We start from the raw sequence: 21,919 nt of genomic DNA on the forward strand, positions 1-21,919 counted from the left end.
CCTTCGTCGGGCGTTCAATTAAGGCAGGTATCAGAAAACCTTTGATCTAAAGTGTCGGGGCCTGCCAACGTCTTGAGTTGGTCGATAAGATCACTTTTGGCAGTAATCTGTGATGAAGTGGAGTTTTCGATTAAAGTTCCGGTTATTATCCCCTTGGTATTACTAGCATTGAAAAGGTAACGGTATGTTGAGCCGTCTGTGCCGTAAAGGTAGATGGCGGTACGCAAATTTGTCGGTTCCGCGGAGTTCGATGAGTCGGGTTGAATAGTATCAGAGATAATATTAGTCAAGTCATCGATTTTTTTCGATTGGGATATTTCAAATTTACACCCCTGCCTGTTCAGATGCTCTTCTGTGATTGGAATGCGAGTGAACTTGTCAGGAGAGATTGCTACAACTTTCGCTTTGGCAATCCTCGGTTTTTTCGAAGTAGCATTTAGATTATCTTGGCTTATGGCAGACGAAATAATCGAAAATGGCAAAAATAGAAATAACGCCTTAAGAAAATTTCGAATAATCGACATATTCGTCTCCATTAAAAGATTGCAATAAAATTGAGGTGCACGGTAGGTTAAGAATACACCGTCAAGAAGAGTGATTTGTCACGCAATGTCACGCTTGAGCTGTAACATTTATTTTATTCATTTCGGATGAATTTTCCGGTTTGCAATATTTGTCTCACTTTTCCCTAGAGCTGGGACTGCATGGGCGCTAATGTTAGGTCCCTTAGACAAGGGATCCCCAATGACTACTGCAGCAACCATAGTTTCCGAATACGTACGGGCCGAGATTGCCGTCCTCGCCGGCAAAACGATAACCTTCCAGGGCCGCTCGATGGGCATGGAAAACCTTCAGGAGATTCGCGCTGGCCGCCGCGAGTGGGAAGCGCGCGTGGCGCAAGAAAAGCGTGCCGCCAGCGGTCGCCCATCGATTGGCGGCATGTCGTTCTCAGTTGCCAGCTTCGGAGACCGCTGATGATGAAGCCGGCCCCGAAAGTGCAGCTCAACTTCTTCGACCAGGCGATCGCATTCTTCTTCCCCGGCGCCGGTGTGCGCCGCCTAGCTGCGCGCAACGTGTTGAGCCAGTATGAAGCGGCAAAGCCTTCGCGGCTGCGCAAGGGGCGCAAGGCAAACGGATCGCCGAACGCTGGCTCGCAGATGGGCGCAGCAGGCTTGCGCGGCCTCGCGCGCCACCTCGAATCCAACCACGATATCGCGCGCGGAGCGCTGCGCACCCTGGTGAACAATGTAGTCGGCCCAAGTGGCATCGGCATCGAGCCGCAGCCGCGGCGTCGCGACGGCTCCATTCACGCCGAGTATGCGGCCGCGCTGCGCACGGCATACCGCAACTGGGCGCAAACCCCTGAGGTCACGCAGCGACACCACTGGAGCAAGGTGCAGCGCCTGGTGGCAAAGACCTGGCTGCGCGATGGCGAGTGCTTTTCGCAGCGCCTCATCGGCGCCGTGCCGCTGCTCGACCATGGCACGAAGGTCCCGTACTCGCTCGAGCTGATCGAGCCCGATCTGATCCCATTCGACTACTTCGACCAGGCGCGCGGGATCCATCAGGGCATTGAGCGCAACACCTGGGGCAAGCCTATCGGCTACTGGGCCTACAAGAGCTTCCCTGGGGGCGACACCTGGACGAAGGGCAGCTACGAGCTCAAGCGCATCGAAGCCGGCCGCATGCATCACATCGCGTCGATCGACCGCATCGGGCAGATGCGCGGCGTGTCCGAGTTCGCCAGCGTCATCGGCCGCCTCGAGGACATCAAGGACTACGAGGAGTCCGAACGCATCGCTGCAAAGGTCGCCGCATCCCTGACGGCATACGTCAAGAAGGGCTCGCCCGAACACTACCCGGAGGTGGGCGATGGCGCCGCAGCCGGCCAACCGCGCGAGCTGCACTTCTCGCCCGGCATGATCATCGACAACCTGGGCGTGGGCGAAGAGATCGGCATGATCGACTCCAACCGCCCGAATCCGAACCTGGTCACGTTCCGCCAGGGGCAGCTGCGCGCGGTCGCGGCCGGCCTGGGTGGCAGCTACTCGAGCATCGCGCGCGACTACAGCGGCACCTATTCCTCCCAGCGCCAAGAGCTGGTCGAGCAGTGGATCCACTACGCGGTGCTGTGCGACGAGTTCGTCGGCCAGTTCGTCCAGCCGACGTGGAATGACTTCGTGCTGGCGGCGCGTCTGTCCGGCGTGGTGCCGATGCCGGCTGACGTGGATCCCGAGACCGCGGACGACGCGTTGTTCGTCGGGCAGTCAATGCCCTGGATCGATCCGCTGAAGGAGGCGATGGCCTGGCATTCGCTCGTGCTGGACGGCTTCGCCAGCGAGGCCGAGGTCATGCGCAAGCGCGGCGCCAATCCGCGCGACGTGATGGAGCAGATCGCGGCGCACCGAAGCGAGTGCAAGGACCGCGGCCTTGTGTTCGCTTCCGACTTCGCCAACACGAACAAGTCCGCGCCACCGGCGCCTCCCCCCAAGGACGACGACAAGGACGAGTGATTCTCCGCTCACCCGAGGCCACCACCAGGTGGCCTTTTTTTCGTCCATGCACAGCAAAAACTGTCTCATTTCTCCCTAGAAATGGGACTGCTGGAACAACAAACTGATGACTTCAAAACGCAGCATTCGACAAGGAAAACGGACGATGGCTACAGCCGATCAAAACCAGCCGCCGAAGTGGTACACCATCCGCCCCAACGCGCGCGCAAGCGCTGCCGGCGGCGTGCAGGCCGCCGCTGCGGAGATCCTCATCTACGGCGATATCGGCGAGAGCTGGTACGGCGACACCATCGCGGCCGCGTCGTTCGTGCGTGACGTGATGGCCCTCGACGTCGAGCAGCTCACCGTGCGCATCAACAGCTACGGCGGCTCGGTGACCGACGGGATCGCGATCCACAACGCGCTCAAGCGTCACAAGGCAACCGTCACGACCGTCGTCGATGGCATCGCCGCTTCGATCGCCAGTCTGATCGCCATGGCAGGCGACACCGTCGAGATGGCCGAGAACGCGCAGATCATGATCCATGCTCCCTGGGGCTGGAACTCCGGCAACAGCGCTGCCATGCGCGAGTACGCCGACATGCTCGACAGTTGGGCCGACGCGATGTCGACCACCTACGCATCGAAGACCGGCGGCGACAAGGCCGAGATGCTGGCCCTGCTCACGGACGGCAAGGACCACTGGTACACCGCCGAGCAGGCGCTTGCCGCCAAGTTCGTGGACGTTGTCGTTGCCGGCCTGCCTGTGGCGGCCAGCGCACATCTGAAGGATTCCATCAAGGCGCGGTACGCATCGTTCCCGCAGCCGACCACCCCGGCGGCATCTGCCGCGCCTCAACCCCAATCGAAGGAGAGCAACACCATGGCAGGAGCCAATACCCCGGCGGGCGCCGACCCGACCCAGGACGCCGTGAAGGCTGCAGCACAGGCCGCCCTGGCCGCCGACAAAACCCGTCGCACCGGCATCGCTGCAGCGTTCGCATCGTTCGCCAGCTTTGAAGGCGTCGCTGCCCTGCAGACGACCTGCGCGGATGATCACGATTGCACCATCGAGCAGGCGAATACTAAGCTGCTGGCTCACCTGGGCAAGGGCTCGACGCCGATCGCTGGCAGCTACATCGTCACGCTGGAAGACGAACGCGACAAGTTCCGTGCCGGCGCCCAGGCATCGATTCTGGCGCGCAGCAACCTGGCGAAGGAGGACAAGGCGAACAACTATCGCGGCCTCACGCTGATGGACCTGGCGCGCGAATGCCTGGCCCACGCAGGTGTGAACGCGCGTGGTATGTCGAAGATGGACGTGGTCGCGGCCGCGTTCACCAACACCAGCTCGGACTTCCCGCTCCTGCTGGCCAACGTCGCCGACAAGGCAATGATGAAGGGCTACGAGGAAGCCGAAGAGACCTTCCAGCTGTGGACCTCGGTCGGTACCCTGGGCGACTTCAAGCCGGGCAAGCGCCTGGACCTGAACACCTTCCCGTCGCTGGACAAGATCCAGGACGGCGGCGAGTACAAGTACGCCAACGTGGGCGAGCGCGGCGAGACCGTGCAGCTGGCCACCTACGGCAAGATGTTCTCGCTGACCCGCCAAACCATCATCAACGACGACTTGGACGCCTTCACCAAGATCCCGCGCCGCATGGGTCGCGCCGCGATCCGCACGATCGGTGACCTGGTGTACGCAATCCTGACCGGCAATCCGCTGATGGGCGACGGCAAAGAGCTGTTCCACCTCGATCACAAGAATCTGCTGGCCGCTGCCGGCATCTCCACTGCAGGCGTCGACGCCATGCGCGTGGCGATGGCGCGGCAGACCGACGGCAATGCCACGCTGAATATCCGCCTGGCCAAGCTGCTGGTGCCGGTCGCGCTGGAAGGCACTGCCAAGGTTGTGAAGGACAGCGAATTCGAAGTGGGCGCTAACGCGAAGAACAACACGGTACCGAACTCGGTGCGCGGCACCTTCGAAGTCATCAGCGATGCCCGTCTGGACAGCGCGCCGACCACCTGGTATGGCGCCGCCGACCAGAACGTCCACGACACCGTCGAAGTGCAATACCTGGACGGCAACCAGGCGCCGACGCTGGAGCAGCAGGACGGCTGGACCCGCGATGGCGTTGAGTTCAAGGTGCGCATGGATGCTGGCGTCAAGGCGCTCGACTTCCGCACCCTGGCCAAGACCCCAGGCGCTGCATAAGCCCTCCCCATAACCCCGGCGTCGCGCTTGCGGCGCCCCCTGAATCGAAAAGGAGCCAGCAATGGCAAAGAATTACGTGAGCGAGGGCGACGTGCTCGACTACACCGCCGGCGCAGCCGCCGTCGCGTCGGGTTCGGTCGTCGCCCTGGGCAAGCGCATCGGTATCGCACTGGCGGATATTCCTGCCTTCGGTACCGGTTCGGTCGCCGTTACCGGTGTCTGGACCGTTCCGAAGCTGCCGGCCGACGATGTCGCGCAAGGTGAACTGCTGTATTGGGACCCAGCCAACTCGCGCCTCACCGAGACTGCTGGCGCTCTCGCAGTCGCTGGCTATGCCGCGGCCCCGGCCGGCGCCGGTGTGACTACCGTCCGCGTCAAGATCAACGCCTGATGTTCGACCAGCTCGAAGCCCGGCTGAACCGGCTTGCGATGGAGCGGCTGTCGAATGCCATTGCGCGCATTCCTGGCGTCGAGGGCGACATCCCCGTCATCTTCGACGCCGAGTACAGGAATGGCATGGTCGGCATGGGCATGGGCGCTTCGGCGCCGCAGATGGTCATGGCCAACGACCGCGTGCCGGCCGGCTTCGATGAGATGCGCATTACCGTCAACGGTGCGGCCTGGAAGGTGGCTGACTGTCAAGCCGACAGCTACCTGCCGACAGGTCTGAGCCTGGTGTTCCTGGAGAAAGCATGACGACCCAGCACATGGCAATCGTGCAGGCGATTGCACAGCGCCTGCAGGAAGACCCGGCGATCGTCGTCGATCGTGTCTACGTCAACCGTCGGCGACCGCTAGGCAACGACAAGAACCGGGCGATCGTGGTCCGCCTCGGTCGCTCGCTGTCGCAGGAGGTGAAGCAGCTGGGCGGCCGTACGACCTGGGACACGCTGCTGGAGATCGAGTGCTACGGCCGCGATGGCGCTGAAGACGTGCCCGGCACGGTCGCTGACCAGGTGCTCGACGCGGTCTTCGACAACCTCGATGGCGGCTCGTGTCTCGGCTACGGCGTGATGGATATCGCACCGTTGGCTGGCGACACCCTGGCCTGGGACTTCGAGGAGCTGGACAACAGCGTGGCATGCGTCAGCGCGCGCTTCGTAGTGAAACACCAAACCAACGGGAGAACCCTGAAGTTATGAAAGACGTGAACACAGCCGGCGCAAGTGCGCCGGACCTGCTCAAGCCTGACGAAGTGCAGACGTCTGCACTGGCACCTGTGCCGCAGCAAGACCCTGCGGTGGGCGGTAGCTATGTCCGCAATGTTGGTACCGGCGAGATTACCAAGCTCGAACCGGTCCGTGAACCGAAAGAACAGGAGTAACACATGGCTGTGGAAACCCAACGCCTGATCCGTAAGACGGCGATCCTCGCGAAGCTCGAAGAGGAGTACGGCGTCGACTCGATCCCAGAAGGTGCAGCCAACGCGCTCGTGATCAGCAACGTCTCGATCAATGCGCTGAACGCCGAGTGGATCAGGCGCGACATCATTCGCGAATACCTGGGCGCGTCGGAAGAGCTGCCAGGCGCGTCGTACGTCGAATGCGGATTCGACATCGAGCTGGTCGGCGCCGGCACGGCGGGCAAGGCGCCGGCGTGGGGGCCGCTCATGCGCTCGATCGGCTTTGCCGAGATCATCACAGCCGGCGTTCGCGTCGATTATGTCCCGATCTCCGGCGGCTTCGAGTCATCGTCGATCTATTACTTCGACGACGGCGTGCTGCACAAGCTCCTGGGCGTGCGCGGCACCGCCTCGCTGAACCTGACTGTCGGCGAAAAGCCAGTGATCAGTTTCAAGTTCATCGGCGTCGATGGCGGTATCGCCGCGCTGAACGCTCCGTCTACGACCTTGACCGCTTGGCGCGTGCCGCAGATCGTCACCGACGACAACTCGGGAAACATCACGATCGGTGCTACGCATGCTATCGCCAATGCTCCAGCCTTCGTTGGCGGCCTTGAGTATCCGAGCCAGGGCTTGACCATCGACCTGGGTGTCACCGCGACCTTCCAGAAGATCCTGGGCGGGAAGTCGGTCGCCATCACCGATCGCGAGGTTACCGGCGCCGTCAAGCTCAAGCAAACCGCTGCCCAGGAGGTGTCGTTCATGGGCATGGTCAAGAGCGCTACGAAATCGACGCTCGGCCTGATCCACGGCACCGTCCCGAACGACAAGGTTGCCGTGTTTTTGCCGGCGGCCCAGTTCAAGGAACCGACCAAGGACGAGCTGAACGGTGAGCGCCTGATTGGCTACAACCTGCGCGCCACGCCCGTCGCCGGCAACGACGAGATCCGCATCATCACCAGCTTTGCATAACCACGCGGGCCACCTGGCCCGCATTGACCTAGGAAACATTATGAGCAAGCGCTTCACCACCGTTATCAGCCCAACCGTCCTCGTCACCGTCAGGGGCGCCACCAAGGATGGCAAGGGCCAGCCCGTGCCGTTCAAGTTCACGCTGACCTGCTCGCGTCTGCAGGCGGACGACCTCAAGCAGCGCATCAGCAGCGGCGAATTCGACATGAAGGACGTGCTGCGCGAGGTCACCACCGATTGGAGTGGCCAGCGCCTGGTTAACGACGAGGAGACCAGCCAGCCTGCTGCCTTCTGCCCCGAGGCATTCGATGCGCTGCTGAACATTCCCGGCATGGCCCTGGTGTGCTTCAACGCCTTCGCCAAGGAGACGAGCGCCGAAGCAAAAAACTAGCGCAGGTCGCGCGCTATGCGGCCTTGGGGTGGATCGTCGACGAAGAGCAGGAAGAACTCGACGACGAGACGGTCAGCGAGGCTGCGGCCGCATTCGGCCTGGCGCCGGTTTATGAGCGGCAGCGGGCCGAACCTCTCTACCTCTGGCCTGAATGTGTCAAGGCCTGGAACTTCTTCCAGGCCGTGTCGACCCAGTGGGTCGTCGGGCCAGGCGGCGCAGTCGGCCTGAATTACCAGAGTGTCCTGGTAGTGCGTGACGCTTGGAAGATCAAGCGCAAAGACTGGCCCAAGTTGTTTTCGGAAGTGCAAGCGATGGAGCGCGCGACCTTGTCAGGATGGAGTGAACGAAAGAAGTGAGCGAATCTCGAGTAATCATCACAGCCGTTGCCGATCGCGCAATTTCCGAATTCCGCCGGTTCCGCGAACAGGCGACCGGCGCCTTGGAAACGGTGTCGCAAGCTGGTGGCGTCATTGGTGGCGTGCTTGGTGCGGTCGGGGCCTCGCTGTCGATCGCGGCGTTCACGGGCTGGATCAAAGGTGCGATCGACGCAACTGACGCAGCAAGTGACCTGTCACAACGGATCGGCGTTGCGGTCGAAGACCTGGCCGGCCTCGAGCTGGCCTTCCAGATGGGCGGCATGGAAGCGAGTGCCCTTGAAGGGGCGATGACGAAGCTGTCCAAGCAGATCGTCGACAACGGTGACGCGTTCGCGAAGCTGGGGATCAGCTCGAAAAACCTGGACGGTTCGTTCAAGAGTAACAAGGAGATGCTGTACGAGCTGGCGGATGAGTTTGCCAGCATGGAGGAGGGCGTCCAGAAGGTGGCCCTCGCCCAGGAGGTGTTCGGAAAATCGGGGGCGGCCATGCTCCCGCTGCTCAACGGTGGCTCCGAAGGCCTGCGCGAGATGGATGCGATGGCGCGCCAGCTCGGCCTGTCACTGAGCGAAGAAGCGGTCGAGCATGCCGGATCCTTCAACGATACCCTGGACTTGCTGATGCTCGGCACCCAAGGCGTGGCTCGGGGCGTGGCCGCAGAACTGTTGCCGACGCTGAGCACCCTTGCCGGCCAGTTCCTCAAAACCGCTACGCAGGGCGACACCCTCAAGAACACTGCGCAGTTCTTGGCATCCGGACTCAAGCTGCTCTATACCGTCGGCGTTGGCATCGTTGAGGTATTCTCGACGGTCGGCAAGACCCTCGGGGCGGGTGCTGCCCAGCTGGTCGCGTTCATTCAGGGCGATTTCAAGATGGCAGCGGAGATCGGCCGCCAGTGGCAAGCCGACATCGGAAAGAGCTGGTCGGACACGGCAAGCTCGATTGCAGCCGCCTGGGGCGCCAGCGGTGACGCCTCCGTTGAGGAGATGGCCGCTATCGTGCGCCATGGAACCGTGGTCGGCAAGAGCGCCGCCGAGATCGCGGCCGAAACCAAGAAGCTGAATCAGGAGCAGCAGGCTCAAGCCAAGCTGCTGTCCGAGCTGTCGGGCCTGAGCGGTACCTTTTCCCAGGAGTGGGAAGCGCTCAGCAAGGCATATGCGAACGGCGCGATCTCGGTCGACCAGCTGACGAAGGCGCAGGCCGACCTGCTCGCCAAGCAGCCTGCGATCAAGGCTGCAAACGATGCGGCTGCGAAGGCTGCTGCTGACGAGAAAAAGCTGCTGGACGAGGCTACTGCTGCGGTTGACCGCGACATCGATGGAATCGTCAAGCAGACCGAAGCCCTGGAACTGAAGATCCGTACCTACGGCATGCTGCCGGAGGCGATCACCGATGTCCAGATCGCTGAGCTCGAGGCGGCTAAGCAGTCGCTCGTCTTGTCGGACGCTGGCGTCGCCGACATCCAGCGGAGGATCGACGCCCTGAAAGGCCTGCGTAATGCCCAGGCCGCGGCGACCATCCATGATGCGGAGATCGAGGCGGTCAAGAAGTTGGCCGACGAGGGCAAGCGCATGGCCGAGACGATCGAATCGTCACTGACCGATGCGTTGTTACGTGGGTTCGAAAACGGTGAAGGTCTCGCCGAGAATTTCGTCGACACGCTGAAGAACATGGTCAACACCCTGGTGCTTCGTCCGATTATTCAGGGCGTGCTGCAGCCGGTCTCGGGGGCATTGAATGGACTCGGGCAGAGCGTGCTTAACCAATTTGGCCTGGGCGCCGTTCCAGGTGCAAGCGGTGCTGGCGGCGCCGGCGTCGGTAGCGCGATCAGCTCGGTCAAGGGAATCTACGACGCGATGCAGGGTGGCTTCGCCGCCCTTGGCGACACCGTGGCCGGTTTCGCACAGAACATCATGAGCTCGATGGGCTACACGCCCCTGGCATCGCAAGGGCTGGCGACCGCGTCTGGCCAGGCGCTGACCCCACTGGCCAATGGTCTGGGGGCAGCCGCGGGGATCGCCGGCGGCGTGTTCGGCGGGGTAATGGGCGGTCGGGCACTGTCGAACGGCTATTCGGCGTTTGGTGGATCGGGCAATTCAACGGTCAACGCCGGCACCGCAATCGGCGCCGCTGTCGGCACGATTGTTGGCCCACTCGGGACGGCCCTCGGCTCGCTGGTCGGTGGCCTGCTGGGCGGCGCTGTGAACCGGCTGTTCGGCCATAAGCCAAAGGAAGTCGTGGGCAGCAATCTCGCCGGCACCCTGGGTGAAGGTGGCTTTGACGGCAAGGTGATCCAGGAGTGGAAGCAGAAGGGCGGCTGGTTCCGGAGTGACAAATCCGGCTTCGATCGCGTGGACGTGGCGCCAGAAATGGACCAGGCGCTGTCTGATGCCTATGGCGTCATGAAGGTGTCCACGAAGGCCTTCGCCGAAGCACTCGGCGTGGACGCGTCGAGCATCGCCCGTCGAACCGACGCAATCAATATCGCGATCGGGAAGACCGATGCCGAGACGCAGGCCAACATTACTGCCTACTTCGAGGGGCTTGCGAACACCATGGCTACCGATCTGGTGCCGGAGCTGGCAAACGTGCAGCAGAAAGGAGAGTCGGCATCGGCCGCGCTGCAGCGCTTGGCGACGAGCTATGCCGTGATCGACGACGCGCTGGCCTCCATCGGGGTGACGTTCGGCGCGGTTGGCGTCTCGTCGCTGGCAGCTCGCGAACGACTCCTCCTGGCGGCCGGCGGACTGGATGCGTTCGCGTCTGGCGTTCAGTTCTTCCAGCAAAACTTCCTGTCCGAGACCGAGCGCAATGCGCCGGTGCTGAAGGCAGTAACGGAGCAGATGGCGGCCCTTGGCCTGGCCAGCGTCGACACCCGCGACGAATTCAAGCAGGTCGTGCTGGATCTGATCGACAGCGGCGCTCTGGCCACCGAAGAAGGCGCGAAGCGGTATGCGGCGTTGATGGCTCTGCAGGCCAGCTTCGCCCAGGTGTATCCGGCGGCCGAGAGCGACGCACAGCGGGCATCGGCCGCGCTGGAGCAGCGAAAGCAACTGCAGGCTGAGTATGACGCTCTCACCATGACGTCGGCGCAGCAGCAAACGGTGGCACTCGAGCAGCAGCGCGCCGCCTTGGACGAAAGCGTGCGTGCGTTGTTCGATCAGGTCCAGGCCCTGAAAGCCCAGAAGGCGGCTGCCGAAGACGCTAAGGCCGCTGCCGCAACACTGCTGAGTGGTGTCGACAGTGCGTTCGCGACCCTGCAGCGTGTGGTCTCGCGCGAGAAGGCGGCCCTGCAGGCGAGCGTGGATGTACATGCCGCTGCGGTCAATCGGCTGCAGAGCCTGGCGCAGCTGCTCAACGGCACCCTCAGCAGCATGTCGTCTCCGGAGCAACAGTTGGCACAGCGCGCCGCGGCTCAGGCTCAGATTCGCGCCGCGTTAGCCAAGGCGCAAGCTGGAGGCGCGCTGCCCGATGCCGACAGCTTGCGTGATGCGCTAAGCGCGGTATCCCGTGATGCATCGAGCCAGTTCAGCTCATACAACGACTATCTGCTGGATCTGTACCAGACGCAAAACGATATTGCCTCGCTTGCTGGCATCACCGATGCCGCGTTGTCAGTCGAGGAGCGTTCGCTTCGCGCGCTCGAGGACCAGCTAACACGCCTGGATCAAATCGTGGAAAACGGACAAGCGCAGATCGATGCATTGAACGGTCAGGCTACTGGATTGCTGACTCTCTCTCAGGCGGTGGAAGCGCTTGCTGCTGCGCTCGGCGCGGCCCAGGCCAACCCGATTATCGGTGGAACTTCGGCAATTACCGACGCCTACCAGCAGTTGCTGGGTCGGGCGCCGGATGTGGATGGCTTAGCGTACTGGCAGGATCGGCTCGCTAACGGTGCTTCGCAGGATGCGGTTATTGACTCGATCAAGAATTCGCCCGAAGCACAGATCAAGAAGCTCTATGGCGAGGTGCTCGATCGCACCGCCGATGCTGAAGGACTGAACTACTGGATGGACCGTTTGAAAGGGGGCATTAGTCTCGATGCCATCCGGGACACCTTCCAGAACAGCGATGAGGCAAAGAAGCTGCGCGGCATACCTGGCTTCGCTACGGGTGGAGACTTTGCCGGCGGCTGGAGGATTGTCGGCGAAGACGGGCCGGAGCTGGAGGCAACCGGTCCTGCTCGAATTTTCAATGCGAACCAAACCAAGGACATGTTCTCGAGGCTCGGCAACCCAGCAGATAACGGGGTGGTGTTGGCACGAGCCGTCAGCGACATGCACGTCGAGTTGGCGCGGCTGCGCGCGGAAAATACTCAGCTTCGTCAGGAGATGAATGCTGGCCTGGGCGCTATCGCCAAGAACACTATGGACACGGCTGACCACCTGGACGCGGCGACCAGGGGAAGCGTGCCGTTTGCAACGAAAGTAGTCGTCGAATGATTATTGTTGAACCTGTCGCGGTCGGCGACGTTGCGTGCATGCGCCCGTCCCTCAAGTGGGTGTGGGACCGAACCGGCACGCTAGTCGAGGTGCCGCCGGATACCCTGGGAGTGACCTATGACCCCTCCGACCTGAGCAAGGCGCCGTATGCGCTGATCGAGCCGGAGACAACGAACCACGTCCGTAATAACACGATGGTCGGGGCGGTTGTCGGCACGCCGGGTACTCCGCCGACGACCTGGGGTACGGTTGACCTGGGGGTGAATGCCGGGATTACGCGCTCAATCGTGGGCTCTGGCATTGAGAACGGCGTTAATTATTTGGATTTTCGCTATGAGGGTGTCGCCTCTGCATTTAGCGCCTCGTTTGTGAGGTTTAACCCGGCCGGTGCTGTGCCTGCAGCCATTGGGGAAAAATGGGCGCAAGGTGTGTTCCTTAAAGTGGTCGAGTCGGGTCCGACCACCCCGGAGGTGCGACTGTTTATAACTGAACGCGATTCGGCAACAGCCAGCGCCGGCATCGGGGAGTTGCTGATTGACCCTACCGAGGTTCTTCGGGAATTCGGTATGGAATACACCATTTCGTCACCTGCTGCCGTTTCAGCCTACTCCGGCTTTTCGGTCCAATGTGCGAGTGGGCAGACCTACAACTTTACGATTCGTGTCGGCCTACCGCAGCTCTGCCGCGAAAAGCTGCCAGTCACGCCCATTCGCACCAGCGGCGCGGCCATCACTCGCGCTGCTGACGTAATCGGCCCTGGAGCTGGCCTGGTGTATTCGAACGTCCCTATCGCCGAACCGATCTACGACAGCAAGGCTTCTTACGCAAAGGATGCTCTCGTCTACGACCCCGCGACCCGCTCGATATTCATGTCGCTGGTGGCCAACAATACTGGCAAGGCTTTGACCGATACGGGCGCCTGGGCACCGCGTGGCGCCGCCAACCGATCTGCGATGTTCGACGAATACAACAACACACAGACCGTGATGCAAGACGAGATCTTGGTTGTGTTGACGCCTGAGATGATCGCGCAGGGACTCTACCTCGGCAACCTTGATGTCGACCAGGTGCTGCTGACCGTTGTCGACGCTATTGAGGGTGTCGTGCACAGCGAGATTGTGGAGCTGATCGAACCGAATTCGCAATCGAGCTTTTTCAACTGGGCGTTCAAGCGGATCAAAAAGCGAACGTATTTCTTCACTTTGGCATTGCCGGTGTACGCCAATGCATTGGTGACGCTGTGTCTTCGTAAGGCCACGGGCCTAGCCAAGTGTGGAATGGCTGCGATCGGGCCAGTAGAGGAGTTTGGCCCGACCCTGCTCGGGTTGTCCACCGAAGGTAAAGACTTCTCCAGCACGACCTTCAATTTCGACGGCACCAGCAAGACCCAGATCCGGCCCTACGCCAAGCGCATGTCTTGTGAGGTGGTGGTCGCGAATAGCGACATTACTTATGTCCAGGATCGCCTATTTGAGCTCCGCCAGCGGCCGCTTGTGTGGGTCGGAGGTCCCTACGGGATCACGGCTGTATTTGGTCGATACGGAAGTTTTAAGAATGTGATTCCTTACCAAATGGAATCCCGAATGAGTTTGACAATCGAAGGAGCTGTCTAATGGCTATCACTACTTTTCTCGACCCAACGAAGCTCCCATTTCGGACGCAGGAGCAGAAGGTCTTTGATCTCTTCATGGCAGAGTTTATGCGGCTGCTCCCTGTCTTCGGCGGCGAGATTAATGCTGCCTTGGGGGCCTTCAACGCGATCGCTGCCGGCGGAGCATATGCGCTGCCTTACATCTTCGATACGGCGACCGCGGATAGTGACCCTGGTGCAGGCCGCCTACGCTTGTCGAGTGCTGCACAGAACACATCGGCAGTCATTCGCCTGGACCTCGTGGCGGCAGGACAGGACCGCACCACGCTGCTCGATACCTTCGACGCGTCGACCAGTACCGTGAAAGGATCGCTGCGCCTGATCAAGCAGGGCGATTTATCCAAGTGGATGACGTTCGACGTCGTCGGCCGTGCGGCGCCTGCAGGGTACCGGAACATCGCTGTGGTTTGCACGGGCAGCAGTTCTGCAAGCCCGTTCGCTCAAAACGAATCACTGCTTCTCTTTTTCCAGCGCACTGGCGACAGAGGCGAAGATGGCTACAGCGGATATATGAAAGTCTCGGATCGCAAGGGGGCGGCAGTGCACGGGGGATCTGCTTCGCCAGGGACCAACATCCGGACGCTGAATACGGTCGACTGGAATGGCATCACCGGAGCATCGCTAGCTGGCAACCAGGTCACGCTTCCCGCTGGTACGTACGAAGTATTCGGTCGTGCACCAGGCTTTTTGGTTCGTGGGCATCAGCTCATGCTGCGTAACGTGACTGACGCGCAGCTGATCGTGCATGGATCGACGACGGTGGCGCACCCGACCTACGCAATCCAGACAGATTCAATCATTACTGGGCGGTTTTCGATTTCGTCGGCCAAGGCTTTCCGTCTTGATCACTACGTGGAAGAAGCCATGGCCAGCTATGGGCTTGGGCAGGCGGCGAACCAAGTTTCCAGCGTTTATGCAGAACTCATTTTTAAGAAGGTAGCTTGATGAAATCGTATGTCACCTATGACGCTGTTGGGCGCCTGACGGGCGGCTTCCTGCAGGAGGTCCAGCCCGAACATGAGGCTTCGCATATTGAGGTGCACGAGAGCGTACGCATTAACTGGACGGCCTTCAGGGCGACCTCGGAGCGAACTGGCGTCGAGCCTATCGATACCCCTGTAGATGACGCTGCGATCCTGCGGGCCAAGGTCGAGAAGGCGATCGCGCAAACTTACTCGGATGTCGATGCCGTTACCTTTGCTGCCGTGGGAAACCGGGCGGAAGAATACAAAGATGCAGAGGCGGCTGCACGCGCCTTTGCTGCTGCTGGTTACGTGGGCGACGTAGACGTGGGCGTGGCGAGCTACGCGCAGTTCAATCCCACTGGCCAAGAGCAAAACCTTCAGTGGGCGGCTGATCAGATCATCCAGCGGGCCGACGTTTTTGCGCAGGCAAAGCTTGCCATGCGTACTGAGAGGTTTGCGCATCAGGCAGCTATGCGTTCTGCCGCGAACGCCGACGAGCTCGGCGCCGCGGTGTCGGCCTGGGACGCGTTTATTGCTGCGACCCGCACATCTCTGGGGGTGTGAGATGGCGGCTGGATTCGTGACTGTGCGTTTTACGACCCGGTGGCCGTGGAACCCTGCGAGCCTGATGATTGCACGCTGCTCCGGGTCCCGCTTCTTCAGCCACGTGGTTGCGATCTTGGGCGATCGCGCCTACGAGGCCTCGATGACACACGGCTGCAGGGCGACCACGGTCGACCAGGTGATGAAGGGCGTTGTCCAGTACCAGGACATGACGGTATGGGTTCCCGACCTCGGGAAGGCGATCGCATTCGGCGAAGAGCAGGATGGCCGCGGCTATGATTTCTGGGGCGCCCTGGGCATTCCCTTCCTCGCGTCGGACGATTGGAACGACACGTCGACCTGGTGGTGCAGCGAGCTGGTGTTCGCGCTGCTAATGGCCGGCGGTGCGATCCTGCTCGATCCGGCCGAGGCGCATCGGGTCACGCCGAACGACCTGTTCCAGTGCTTCCATCCGAAGCTGCAGCGGGTCGACCTCCGCAGCAGCGAAGCATGAAATAGTCCCATTTCTCCCTAGAAATGGGACCGCTAGAGCGAGAGACTGTGCGCACCCGGTAATCCGAAGTGCGCATGAATTGGACACCATGCCGGGTGACTTCTAACCACGAAAGAACCCTAATGAGTGAACCAATTTCCGGCGCGGCCGCCGGCGCAGCAAGCATGAAAATCATCGGCGGCCTGGTCGGCATGGGCATCGGCGCTGGACTTGCGTCCTTCGTTGTGATGGCCATGACACCGCCCAGCAGCAAGAAGGAGTGGCGCGTGGCATTGGCGTGCACAGTCGTCGGCTCGATCGCCGGCGGCGCCGCGCTCATCAAATACCTCGGCATCGAACACTGGTCGGATGACCTGCTGGGTCAGATCGCCCAGGGCGGTTTCATGTTCACTTGCGGCCTGCCGGCGTGGGTCATCGTTCGCGCGCTGTTCAAGTTCATTGAAAAGCGCCGCGATGCCGACCTGGCTGACCTGGTCAAGGACGTGCGGGAGATCATCTGATGCCGCCCACCGCCTTCATCGCCTTGCTGCTGCCGGCCGCCCAGCGTGTCCACCGAGAGCACGGCATCCCGGCATCGTTCACCATCGCCCAAGCTGCCCTAGAATCCGGATGGGGTTCGCGCGCTCCTGGCAATAACCTATTCGGCATCAAGGCCGACCGCTCTTGGAAAGGCAAGACCGTCGACGTACCGACCCATGAATACGTGGACGGCAAGCGCGTCAACCTGGTCGCCAAGTTCCGCGCCTATTCCAGCGTGGACGAATGCATCGCTGACCGGGCGCGCTTCTTCAAGGTGAACCCGCGCTATGCGGCTTGCTTCGATGAGACTACTGGCGAAGGTTGGGCTCGTGCCGCAGCTGCAGCCGGCTACGCGACAGATCCGAATTACGCGAAGATTCTCATCGCGGTCATGAATGGCCGGAGCCTCCAGCGCTTCGACAGCCAGGAAGCAGCAGCATGATCGTCGACCAGTTGAAGGTCGCTGCGGTTGGAGCGGCCTTGCTTGGCGCAGTAACGATCGCGGGCCTGTCTGGCTACCACTTCGGCGCCGACAATGTCCGGCTTGAATGGGAGCGAGACAAGGCGGAACGTGCGGACGCGGCCATGCACGACGTACGGATCGCGGTGGCCCATAACGAAGCCGAGCGACAACGGGACATCGCGTCGACCCGAGCCACCCTGGCCACCTACCAAAGGAATCTCAATGAAGCTGAAAAGCGTATCGCTGCTGAGCGTGCTGCTGCCGATCGTCTGCGGCTGCGCATCGCAGTCCCTGCCCGCGTGTGTGCCGCTGCCGGCGGCGCCAAAGCCCCAGGTCCCGTCGTCGCTCATGACGCCGGAGCGACCGAATACATCGAGCTACCAAAGCCGACTGAGCAGCATCTTCGAGACCTCGTCCGAGACGCAGACCTCGAGACCGAACGTCTCCGAGAAAAAGTAGGCGCGCTGCAGGACTGGGCGCGCAAGCATGGCTTCTATGAAGTAGGGGCCATCGCCCCATAGTAAAGACAGAGCGCCGGCGCGAGTTGCGCTAACAACCTGCGTCGGCCTCGATCCACTGTTCTAGCCAGTGAACCAAGCAAGGCTCTGCCACCTTCCGGAAGGCGGCGCGAGTTTAGCACAATCGCAACTGTAAGGTTTACTAATGGCAACTCCAATCATTCCATGGATCGGCGGCAAACGACGCCTGGCCGACCACATCATCCCCCAGTTCCCGGCGCACGAGTGCTACGTCGAGGTCTTCGCCGGCGGCGCCGCGCTGTACTTCATGCGGCCGCCGGCGAAGGTCGAGGTCATCAACGACATCAACGGCGAGCTGGTAAGGCTATACCGCGTCGTGCAGCATCACCTCGAGGAGTTCGTGAGGCACTTCAAGTGGGCGCTGGCCAGCCGTGAGGTCTTCAAGTGGCACCAGGAGACGCCGCCAGACACGCTTACCGACATTCAGCGCGCCGTGAGATTCTTCTACCTGCAGCATCATGCGTTCGGCGGCAAGGTGCAAGGGCAAACCTGGGGCACGGCGACGACCACGCCGCCCATCAACCTGTTGCGGATCGAAGAGAACTTGTCCGCGGCCCATTTGCGGCTATCGGGCGCCTACATCGAGAACATGGATTGGCACAAGCTGATGGAGCGGTACGACCGCCCCCATACGCTCTTCTACCTTGATCCGCCGTATTGGGAGACCGAAGGGTACGGTGTCGATTTCGCGCTCGAGGAGTACCAGAAGATGGCGGCCCTGATGAAGCGTCTGAAGGGAAAGGCGATCGTGAGCCTGAATGATCATCCTGAGATCCGTCGTGTGTTCGCGGACTTCCAGATGGACACGGTACCGATCAACTATACGGTTGGCGGCGGGAAGGGCGTTGAGCGCGCGGAGGTCATCATTTACAGCTGGGACAGGATGGCTGAGCCAGCCGGGTTGTTCTGATCGTTGAGAGTGCAGACGTTTGCACTCTCAAAAATTTGCTACACTGTATAAACATACAGGGAATGTGGCTATGCGTTTTAAAACAGCACTAACGAAGACAGATCTGCAGAGAATTCAAGCTCGGGCGGGAAATTCGGACGATATCCGAGTTCTTCTTTGGGAAATTGCGCGCCTGCGTAGTGTTGTCCTTTATGCTGACCAGCTGCAGCGAATAGTCCCTACTTTGCCAGGGCAGCAAGGTTTGGTCCTGGAAACTTTGCGTAGACGCTTATTGGATGAGCCATGTGTTAAGGAGTTCCCGAGATTGCCTTGAACTTGCACAGGCGGTGAATCTGATGAATATTTTCGTTTAATTCAAATGCGATGCCCTAGCCAGCATGAATTTGAGAAGGTGATCAGAGTTGCTTGGAAGGCGATCAAATATCTTATAGGTTTTGAAAATTAGCTTAGGGCCTGGATTCATGGTCCAGCTTTCGTAAAAAAGAAATGCAAGTTCTGCCGTTGAGAGTTGTGACTTCAGGATTTTAAAGAACTCATTTTTTTGAGCTGCTGATATGCTTCCCCTTCTTCCACTGTAAATCCATTCCATTAAGGCGACAACGGAGCTCATCGGAACTTCCAGATTATCGAGTTGCTTTCTCTTAATATTTTTCCACTCTTGTAGGATTATATTCTCCGCCAGCTTGGCGTCACTCTCATCTGCGATGTCACCAGTTGTGAGCAATTCCTGCAAGGCGTTCTTAGGTAGTCTTCCCAAGAACATTCGCGTAACTTCGCTCCCTGTTAAATAGTGCCGGTATATGTTAAATAGCGCTGACTGTCCGCTGTACTCTGGGAAGCCGGAAGAAGATACGAAGCGCAGGTCCGCGACAGTTCCGCGATAAGCGCTCAGCCAGTTGAAAAAGGTACTTTGCGACTCTTGTGCCTCGATTGACTTATTTTGCGCTTCCATTGCAGAGTTCGTATTCTTCATCTCGCGCAGCGAGTTTCTAAGTTCTAAGCGTTGTAGGCGGGCATTTAAAAGTACCAAGAAGACGGTGACAATTCCTACAATCGGGTTGAGCAAGCCGCCTAGGAAGTCGCCAAAGGTCCCCCAGTCGTCTCGTTTTTCTGTCAATGAAAAGAAGCCAAATTTATAGCAATAAATAGCGATGGCTCCTAGTGCAGCAGCTAACACAAATGCAAATGCCAAGTTGCCGTCTCTAAGCATTTTTTGAGCAAGCTGGTTGCTTACGTCCTCTTCGATCTTGCCTATCTCTTTCTCTAAGAATGACATGGATAACCCTTTTTTATTTAGCTGTTATTGTTGCGATGTAAGTCTTTTGCCTTGATTTGAGTATATCGTGCAAGCATCTTCCAGTCGCGATGGCCTGACACTAGGGCAACCTCTTGAATCTGGTAGCCCTGCTCGAACAGTCTAGAAACCCCTTCATGGCGAAGATCATGGAAGTGCAAGTCTTCAATTCCGAGGGCCTTCGTAGCCCTTGGAAAGACCGTGCTGACAGTAGCAGCCTTGACCGGAAAGATGCGGCATTCAGATGTCGGCATGTCAGGCCGCGGCTGGCGTTTGACGATGTTGAAGGCATCGCTGAGCAGCGGGACTTCCTGGTCATTACCCTTTTTCTGTCGAGGGTGCTTTCGGTCTCGAATGATGATGGTGCGATCGGCATCGTTCAAGTCGACCCAACGTAGCATCGTAATTTCCTCAATGCGCATCGCGGATGCGATCGCGAAGTGTATTAGGTCTCGCATTGGCAAGGTCGACCGGTTGTCAAGGTAATCGCAAAGGGCCGCTATCTCGTCCGGAGTAGGGCGCCGCCGACGCTCTGCAGACTTGGTCGAGATTTTTAGATGCGCCATGTTGCTTCGAGCAGCTTGCACCGGTTCGAGCGTGACCGGAAGCTTCCAAAGCTCCTTAGCTGTTTTGAAGACGCTGGCCAAGTAGGTCAGGTCGATGCTAATAGTGACTCCGCCAGCGCCGCCTTTGCGGCGCTCCCGCACGAACTTTGTCAGGTACTCATCCGTGAGCTCGTCAAGCGTCTTGTCACCGTGCTTGCTCTTCCACATCTTGAGGACGGCCGTCTTGTTCTTGCCGAATGGGTGCTCGGCGCCGATCTCCTCCTCATACCGTTCAATCGCGGTTTTTAGGGTAATATTCGCCAGCCCACGCGCATCCTTAAAGCGCTTGGCGTCCATCTCCGCTTCGATCCCTCTAGCCCACGCAACTGCTTGCGCCTTGGTCGGGAAGGTCCCCGATATCGACTTGTGTCCCGTCCGACGGATGTGTGCCCGCCATGAATCGCCGCGTTTTGAGATTGCCGCCATGGAGTAAATTTGGAGTAGTAAGTTTGAGAAACTGCGGCATTTTGCGGGAACTTAAGGGAAATGGCAAACACGCCGCTCAGAGTGAAAAGTAGATGAAATAATGGCTTACGGAAAGCGAAAACTTAGTGTAGCCCCCATGATGGACTGGACCGACCGCCACTGCCGCGTCTTCCACCGCCAGATCACCCGCCATACCTGGCTGTACACCGAGATGGTCACCACCGGCGCCCTGGTCTACGGGGACGTCGAGCGCCACCTGCGCTACGACGACGTCGAGCACCCGATTGCCCTGCAGCTGGGCGGCAGCGATCCGGCCGACCTGGCCAAAAGCGCCAAACTGGGCGAACAATGGGGCTATGACGAGATCAACCTCAACTGCGGCTGCCCGTCCGAGCGGGTGCAGAAGGGCGCGTTCGGCGCCTGCCTGATGAACGAGCCGCAACTGGTGGCCGATTGCGTAAAGGCGATGCGCGACGCGGTCTCGATCGACGTGACGGTGAAACACCGTATCGGCATCGATTACGACGAGGAATACGGCTTCGTGCGCGATTTCGTCGGCACCATCGCCGACGCCGGCTGCAAGACCTTCATCGTCCACGCCCGCAATGCCATCCTGAAAGGATTGTCGCCAAAGGAAAACCGCGAAATCCCGCCGCTGCGCTACGCCGTGGCCTACCAATTGAAACGCGAATTCCCCGAGCTCGAGATCCTGATCAACGGCGGCATCAAGAGCGACGACGAAATCGCCTTGCACCTGGAACACGTCGACGGCGTAATGCTGGGCCGCGAGGCCTATCACAATCCCTGGACCATGGCCGACTGGGACCGCCGCTTCTATGGCGACGAAGCCGGCCGACCGCGCTCAAGGGCGGACGTGCTGGAAGCGATGATCCCGTATATCGAGGAGCAGCTACGCCTGTACGGCCCGCTTGGACTGAAGCTCAACAGCATCACGCGCCACATGCTGGGCCTGATGCAGGGTTTGCCGGGCGCCCGTTCTTTCCGTCAGACTCTGTCCGATTCGAAGAAGCTGGCACTGGGCGATCCGCGCCTGTTACTCGAAGCCGCTGCCAGGATGCCCGCTGCGGCTTGAGACAATCTATCCAAAAGTAACAAAAGGGCGTGCTAAGGCACGCCTTTTTTTATTCCATGTCGACAAATCGATACATTTGATTGTCGAAACAACCACACAAGTTTCAAAATTGCTTGCTGTGTGGAAATAGTCGTTCCATAATGCAGACCTGTTCCAATGTTGCACT

General features: G+C 60.0%; 23 protein-coding genes. 20 read left to right on the top strand and 3 right to left on the bottom strand.

The features are described from left to right. Positions 1-14 precede the first annotated feature (14 nt). Positions 15-524, bottom strand: coding sequence for a hypothetical protein (locus tag SOM28_RS25145; protein ID WP_320469825.1), 510 nt, complete (start codon positions 522-524; stop codon positions 15-17). 220 nt (positions 525-744) lie between these two features. Between SOM28_RS25145 and SOM28_RS25150 the strand changes: the two genes are divergently transcribed. From SOM28_RS25150 to SOM28_RS25240, 19 genes are all read left to right on the top strand, one after another. Further along, complete coding sequence (locus SOM28_RS25150; protein WP_320469826.1) at positions 745-975, top strand: DUF6148 family protein; 231 nt, start codon at positions 745-747, stop codon at positions 973-975. After that, entirely contained in the window at positions 975-2,513 is a 1,539-nt protein-coding gene (locus SOM28_RS25155; protein ID WP_320469827.1) for a phage portal protein, read from the top strand. Before SOM28_RS25150 ends, SOM28_RS25155 begins: the two co-directional genes overlap by 1 nt. Positions 2,514-2,658: 145 nt before the next feature. Beyond that, complete coding sequence (locus SOM28_RS25160) at positions 2,659-4,710, top strand: ClpP-like prohead protease/major capsid protein fusion protein (RefSeq protein WP_320469828.1); 2,052 nt, start codon at positions 2,659-2,661, stop codon at positions 4,708-4,710. A gap of 61 nt (positions 4,711-4,771) precedes the next feature. Next, complete coding sequence (locus tag SOM28_RS25165; RefSeq protein WP_320469829.1) at positions 4,772-5,101, top strand: DUF2190 family protein; 330 nt, start codon at positions 4,772-4,774, stop codon at positions 5,099-5,101. Next, positions 5,101-5,406, top strand: coding sequence for a head-tail joining protein (locus SOM28_RS25170; RefSeq protein WP_320469830.1), 306 nt, complete (start codon positions 5,101-5,103; stop codon positions 5,404-5,406). Before SOM28_RS25165 ends, SOM28_RS25170 begins: the two co-directional genes overlap by 1 nt. Beyond that, a complete protein-coding gene (locus tag SOM28_RS25175; RefSeq protein WP_320469831.1) occupies positions 5,403-5,852 on the top strand; it encodes a hypothetical protein in 450 nt (149 codons plus the stop codon). The genes SOM28_RS25170 and SOM28_RS25175 overlap by 4 nt, the downstream gene beginning before the upstream one ends. Continuing rightward, the gene (locus SOM28_RS25180; protein WP_320469832.1) at positions 5,849-6,034 is read left to right on the top strand and encodes a hypothetical protein; all 186 of its coding nucleotides are present in this window, start codon (positions 5,849-5,851) and stop codon (positions 6,032-6,034) included. Before SOM28_RS25175 ends, SOM28_RS25180 begins: the two co-directional genes overlap by 4 nt. Positions 6,035-6,037: 3 nt before the next feature. Next, a complete protein-coding gene (locus tag SOM28_RS25185; protein ID WP_320469833.1) occupies positions 6,038-7,024 on the top strand; it encodes a phage tail tube protein in 987 nt (328 codons plus the stop codon). 40 nt (positions 7,025-7,064) lie between these two features. Then, positions 7,065-7,415 carry a hypothetical protein gene (locus tag SOM28_RS25190; protein ID WP_320469834.1) on the top strand — a complete coding sequence of 117 codons (351 nt, stop codon included), beginning with the start codon at positions 7,065-7,067 and terminating at the stop codon, positions 7,413-7,415. Further along, on the top strand, positions 7,367-7,771 hold the full coding sequence (locus SOM28_RS25195) for a DUF1799 domain-containing protein (RefSeq protein ID WP_320469835.1): 405 nt from the start codon (positions 7,367-7,369) through the stop codon (positions 7,769-7,771). Before SOM28_RS25190 ends, SOM28_RS25195 begins: the two co-directional genes overlap by 49 nt. Then, positions 7,768-12,231, top strand: a complete 4,464-nt coding sequence (locus SOM28_RS25200; protein ID WP_320469836.1) for a DUF4214 domain-containing protein — start codon at positions 7,768-7,770, stop codon at positions 12,229-12,231. Before SOM28_RS25195 ends, SOM28_RS25200 begins: the two co-directional genes overlap by 4 nt. Further along, positions 12,228-13,844 carry a hypothetical protein gene (locus tag SOM28_RS25205; RefSeq protein WP_320469837.1) on the top strand — a complete coding sequence of 539 codons (1,617 nt, stop codon included), beginning with the start codon at positions 12,228-12,230 and terminating at the stop codon, positions 13,842-13,844. Before SOM28_RS25200 ends, SOM28_RS25205 begins: the two co-directional genes overlap by 4 nt. Next, positions 13,844-14,827 (top strand): hypothetical protein, encoded by a 984-nt coding sequence (locus SOM28_RS25210; RefSeq protein WP_320469838.1) that lies wholly within the window; start codon positions 13,844-13,846, stop codon positions 14,825-14,827. Before SOM28_RS25205 ends, SOM28_RS25210 begins: the two co-directional genes overlap by 1 nt. Beyond that, the gene (locus tag SOM28_RS25215) at positions 14,827-15,411 is read left to right on the top strand and encodes a hypothetical protein (RefSeq protein ID WP_320469839.1); all 585 of its coding nucleotides are present in this window, start codon (positions 14,827-14,829) and stop codon (positions 15,409-15,411) included. Before SOM28_RS25210 ends, SOM28_RS25215 begins: the two co-directional genes overlap by 1 nt. A gap of 142 nt (positions 15,412-15,553) precedes the next feature. Next, complete coding sequence (locus SOM28_RS25220; RefSeq protein WP_320469840.1) at positions 15,554-15,904, top strand: hypothetical protein; 351 nt, start codon at positions 15,554-15,556, stop codon at positions 15,902-15,904. A gap of 164 nt (positions 15,905-16,068) precedes the next feature. Further along, positions 16,069-16,404 carry a hypothetical protein gene (locus SOM28_RS25225; protein WP_320469841.1) on the top strand — a complete coding sequence of 112 codons (336 nt, stop codon included), beginning with the start codon at positions 16,069-16,071 and terminating at the stop codon, positions 16,402-16,404. Then, positions 16,404-16,865: a glycoside hydrolase family 73 protein gene (locus tag SOM28_RS25230; protein ID WP_320469842.1), complete on the top strand. Its 462-nt coding sequence runs from the start codon at positions 16,404-16,406 to the stop codon at positions 16,863-16,865. Before SOM28_RS25225 ends, SOM28_RS25230 begins: the two co-directional genes overlap by 1 nt. After that, positions 16,862-17,407 carry a hypothetical protein gene (locus SOM28_RS25235; RefSeq protein ID WP_320469843.1) on the top strand — a complete coding sequence of 182 codons (546 nt, stop codon included), beginning with the start codon at positions 16,862-16,864 and terminating at the stop codon, positions 17,405-17,407. The genes SOM28_RS25230 and SOM28_RS25235 overlap by 4 nt, the downstream gene beginning before the upstream one ends. Positions 17,408-17,549: 142 nt before the next feature. Further along, a complete protein-coding gene (locus SOM28_RS25240) occupies positions 17,550-18,335 on the top strand; it encodes a DNA adenine methylase (RefSeq protein ID WP_320469844.1) in 786 nt (261 codons plus the stop codon). 349 nt (positions 18,336-18,684) lie between these two features. On the opposite strand, the gene SOM28_RS25245 is transcribed toward SOM28_RS25240, so the two are convergent. Continuing rightward, on the bottom strand, positions 18,685-19,611 hold the full coding sequence (locus tag SOM28_RS25245) for a putative phage abortive infection protein (RefSeq protein WP_320469845.1): 927 nt from the start codon (positions 19,609-19,611) through the stop codon (positions 18,685-18,687). A 17-nt stretch (positions 19,612-19,628) separates the two neighbouring features. Next, positions 19,629-20,531, bottom strand: a complete 903-nt coding sequence (locus tag SOM28_RS25250; protein ID WP_320469846.1) for a site-specific integrase — start codon at positions 20,529-20,531, stop codon at positions 19,629-19,631. A 229-nt stretch (positions 20,532-20,760) separates the two neighbouring features. On the opposite strand from SOM28_RS25250, the gene dusA reads away from it, so the two are divergent. Then, positions 20,761-21,753 (top strand): tRNA dihydrouridine(20/20a) synthase DusA, encoded by a 993-nt coding sequence (gene dusA / locus SOM28_RS25255; RefSeq protein WP_320469847.1) that lies wholly within the window; start codon positions 20,761-20,763, stop codon positions 21,751-21,753. The last annotated feature ends 166 nt before the right edge of the window (positions 21,754-21,919 follow it).

Origin of the sequence: Massilia sp. CFBP9026, from assembly GCF_034045165.1 — a bacterium.
GTDB lineage: Bacteria > Pseudomonadota > Gammaproteobacteria > Burkholderiales > Burkholderiaceae_D > Telluria > Telluria arenae.

Coding starts and splice junctions, on each gene's coding strand:
- SOM28_RS25145 (WP_320469825.1), bottom strand. CDS start 524: ATGTCGATTATTCGAAATTTTCTTAAGGCGTTATTTCTATTTTTGCCA.
- SOM28_RS25150 (WP_320469826.1), top strand. CDS start 745: ATGACTACTGCAGCAACCATAGTTTCCGAATACGTACGGGCCGAGATT.
- SOM28_RS25155 (WP_320469827.1), top strand. CDS start 975: ATGATGAAGCCGGCCCCGAAAGTGCAGCTCAACTTCTTCGACCAGGCG.
- SOM28_RS25160 (WP_320469828.1), top strand. CDS start 2,659: ATGGCTACAGCCGATCAAAACCAGCCGCCGAAGTGGTACACCATCCGC.
- SOM28_RS25165 (WP_320469829.1), top strand. CDS start 4,772: ATGGCAAAGAATTACGTGAGCGAGGGCGACGTGCTCGACTACACCGCC.
- SOM28_RS25170 (WP_320469830.1), top strand. CDS start 5,101: ATGTTCGACCAGCTCGAAGCCCGGCTGAACCGGCTTGCGATGGAGCGG.
- SOM28_RS25175 (WP_320469831.1), top strand. CDS start 5,403: ATGACGACCCAGCACATGGCAATCGTGCAGGCGATTGCACAGCGCCTG.
- SOM28_RS25180 (WP_320469832.1), top strand. CDS start 5,849: ATGAAAGACGTGAACACAGCCGGCGCAAGTGCGCCGGACCTGCTCAAG.
- SOM28_RS25185 (WP_320469833.1), top strand. CDS start 6,038: ATGGCTGTGGAAACCCAACGCCTGATCCGTAAGACGGCGATCCTCGCG.
- SOM28_RS25190 (WP_320469834.1), top strand. CDS start 7,065: ATGAGCAAGCGCTTCACCACCGTTATCAGCCCAACCGTCCTCGTCACC.
- SOM28_RS25205 (WP_320469837.1), top strand. CDS start 12,228: ATGATTATTGTTGAACCTGTCGCGGTCGGCGACGTTGCGTGCATGCGC.
- SOM28_RS25210 (WP_320469838.1), top strand. CDS start 13,844: ATGGCTATCACTACTTTTCTCGACCCAACGAAGCTCCCATTTCGGACG.
- SOM28_RS25215 (WP_320469839.1), top strand. CDS start 14,827: ATGAAATCGTATGTCACCTATGACGCTGTTGGGCGCCTGACGGGCGGC.
- SOM28_RS25220 (WP_320469840.1), top strand. CDS start 15,554: ATGACACACGGCTGCAGGGCGACCACGGTCGACCAGGTGATGAAGGGC.
- SOM28_RS25225 (WP_320469841.1), top strand. CDS start 16,069: ATGAAAATCATCGGCGGCCTGGTCGGCATGGGCATCGGCGCTGGACTT.
- SOM28_RS25230 (WP_320469842.1), top strand. CDS start 16,404: ATGCCGCCCACCGCCTTCATCGCCTTGCTGCTGCCGGCCGCCCAGCGT.
- SOM28_RS25235 (WP_320469843.1), top strand. CDS start 16,862: ATGATCGTCGACCAGTTGAAGGTCGCTGCGGTTGGAGCGGCCTTGCTT.
- SOM28_RS25240 (WP_320469844.1), top strand. CDS start 17,550: ATGGCAACTCCAATCATTCCATGGATCGGCGGCAAACGACGCCTGGCC.
- SOM28_RS25245 (WP_320469845.1), bottom strand. CDS start 19,611: ATGTCATTCTTAGAGAAAGAGATAGGCAAGATCGAAGAGGACGTAAGC.
- SOM28_RS25250 (WP_320469846.1), bottom strand. CDS start 20,531: ATGGACGCCAAGCGCTTTAAGGATGCGCGTGGGCTGGCGAATATTACC.
- dusA (WP_320469847.1), top strand. CDS start 20,761: ATGGCTTACGGAAAGCGAAAACTTAGTGTAGCCCCCATGATGGACTGG.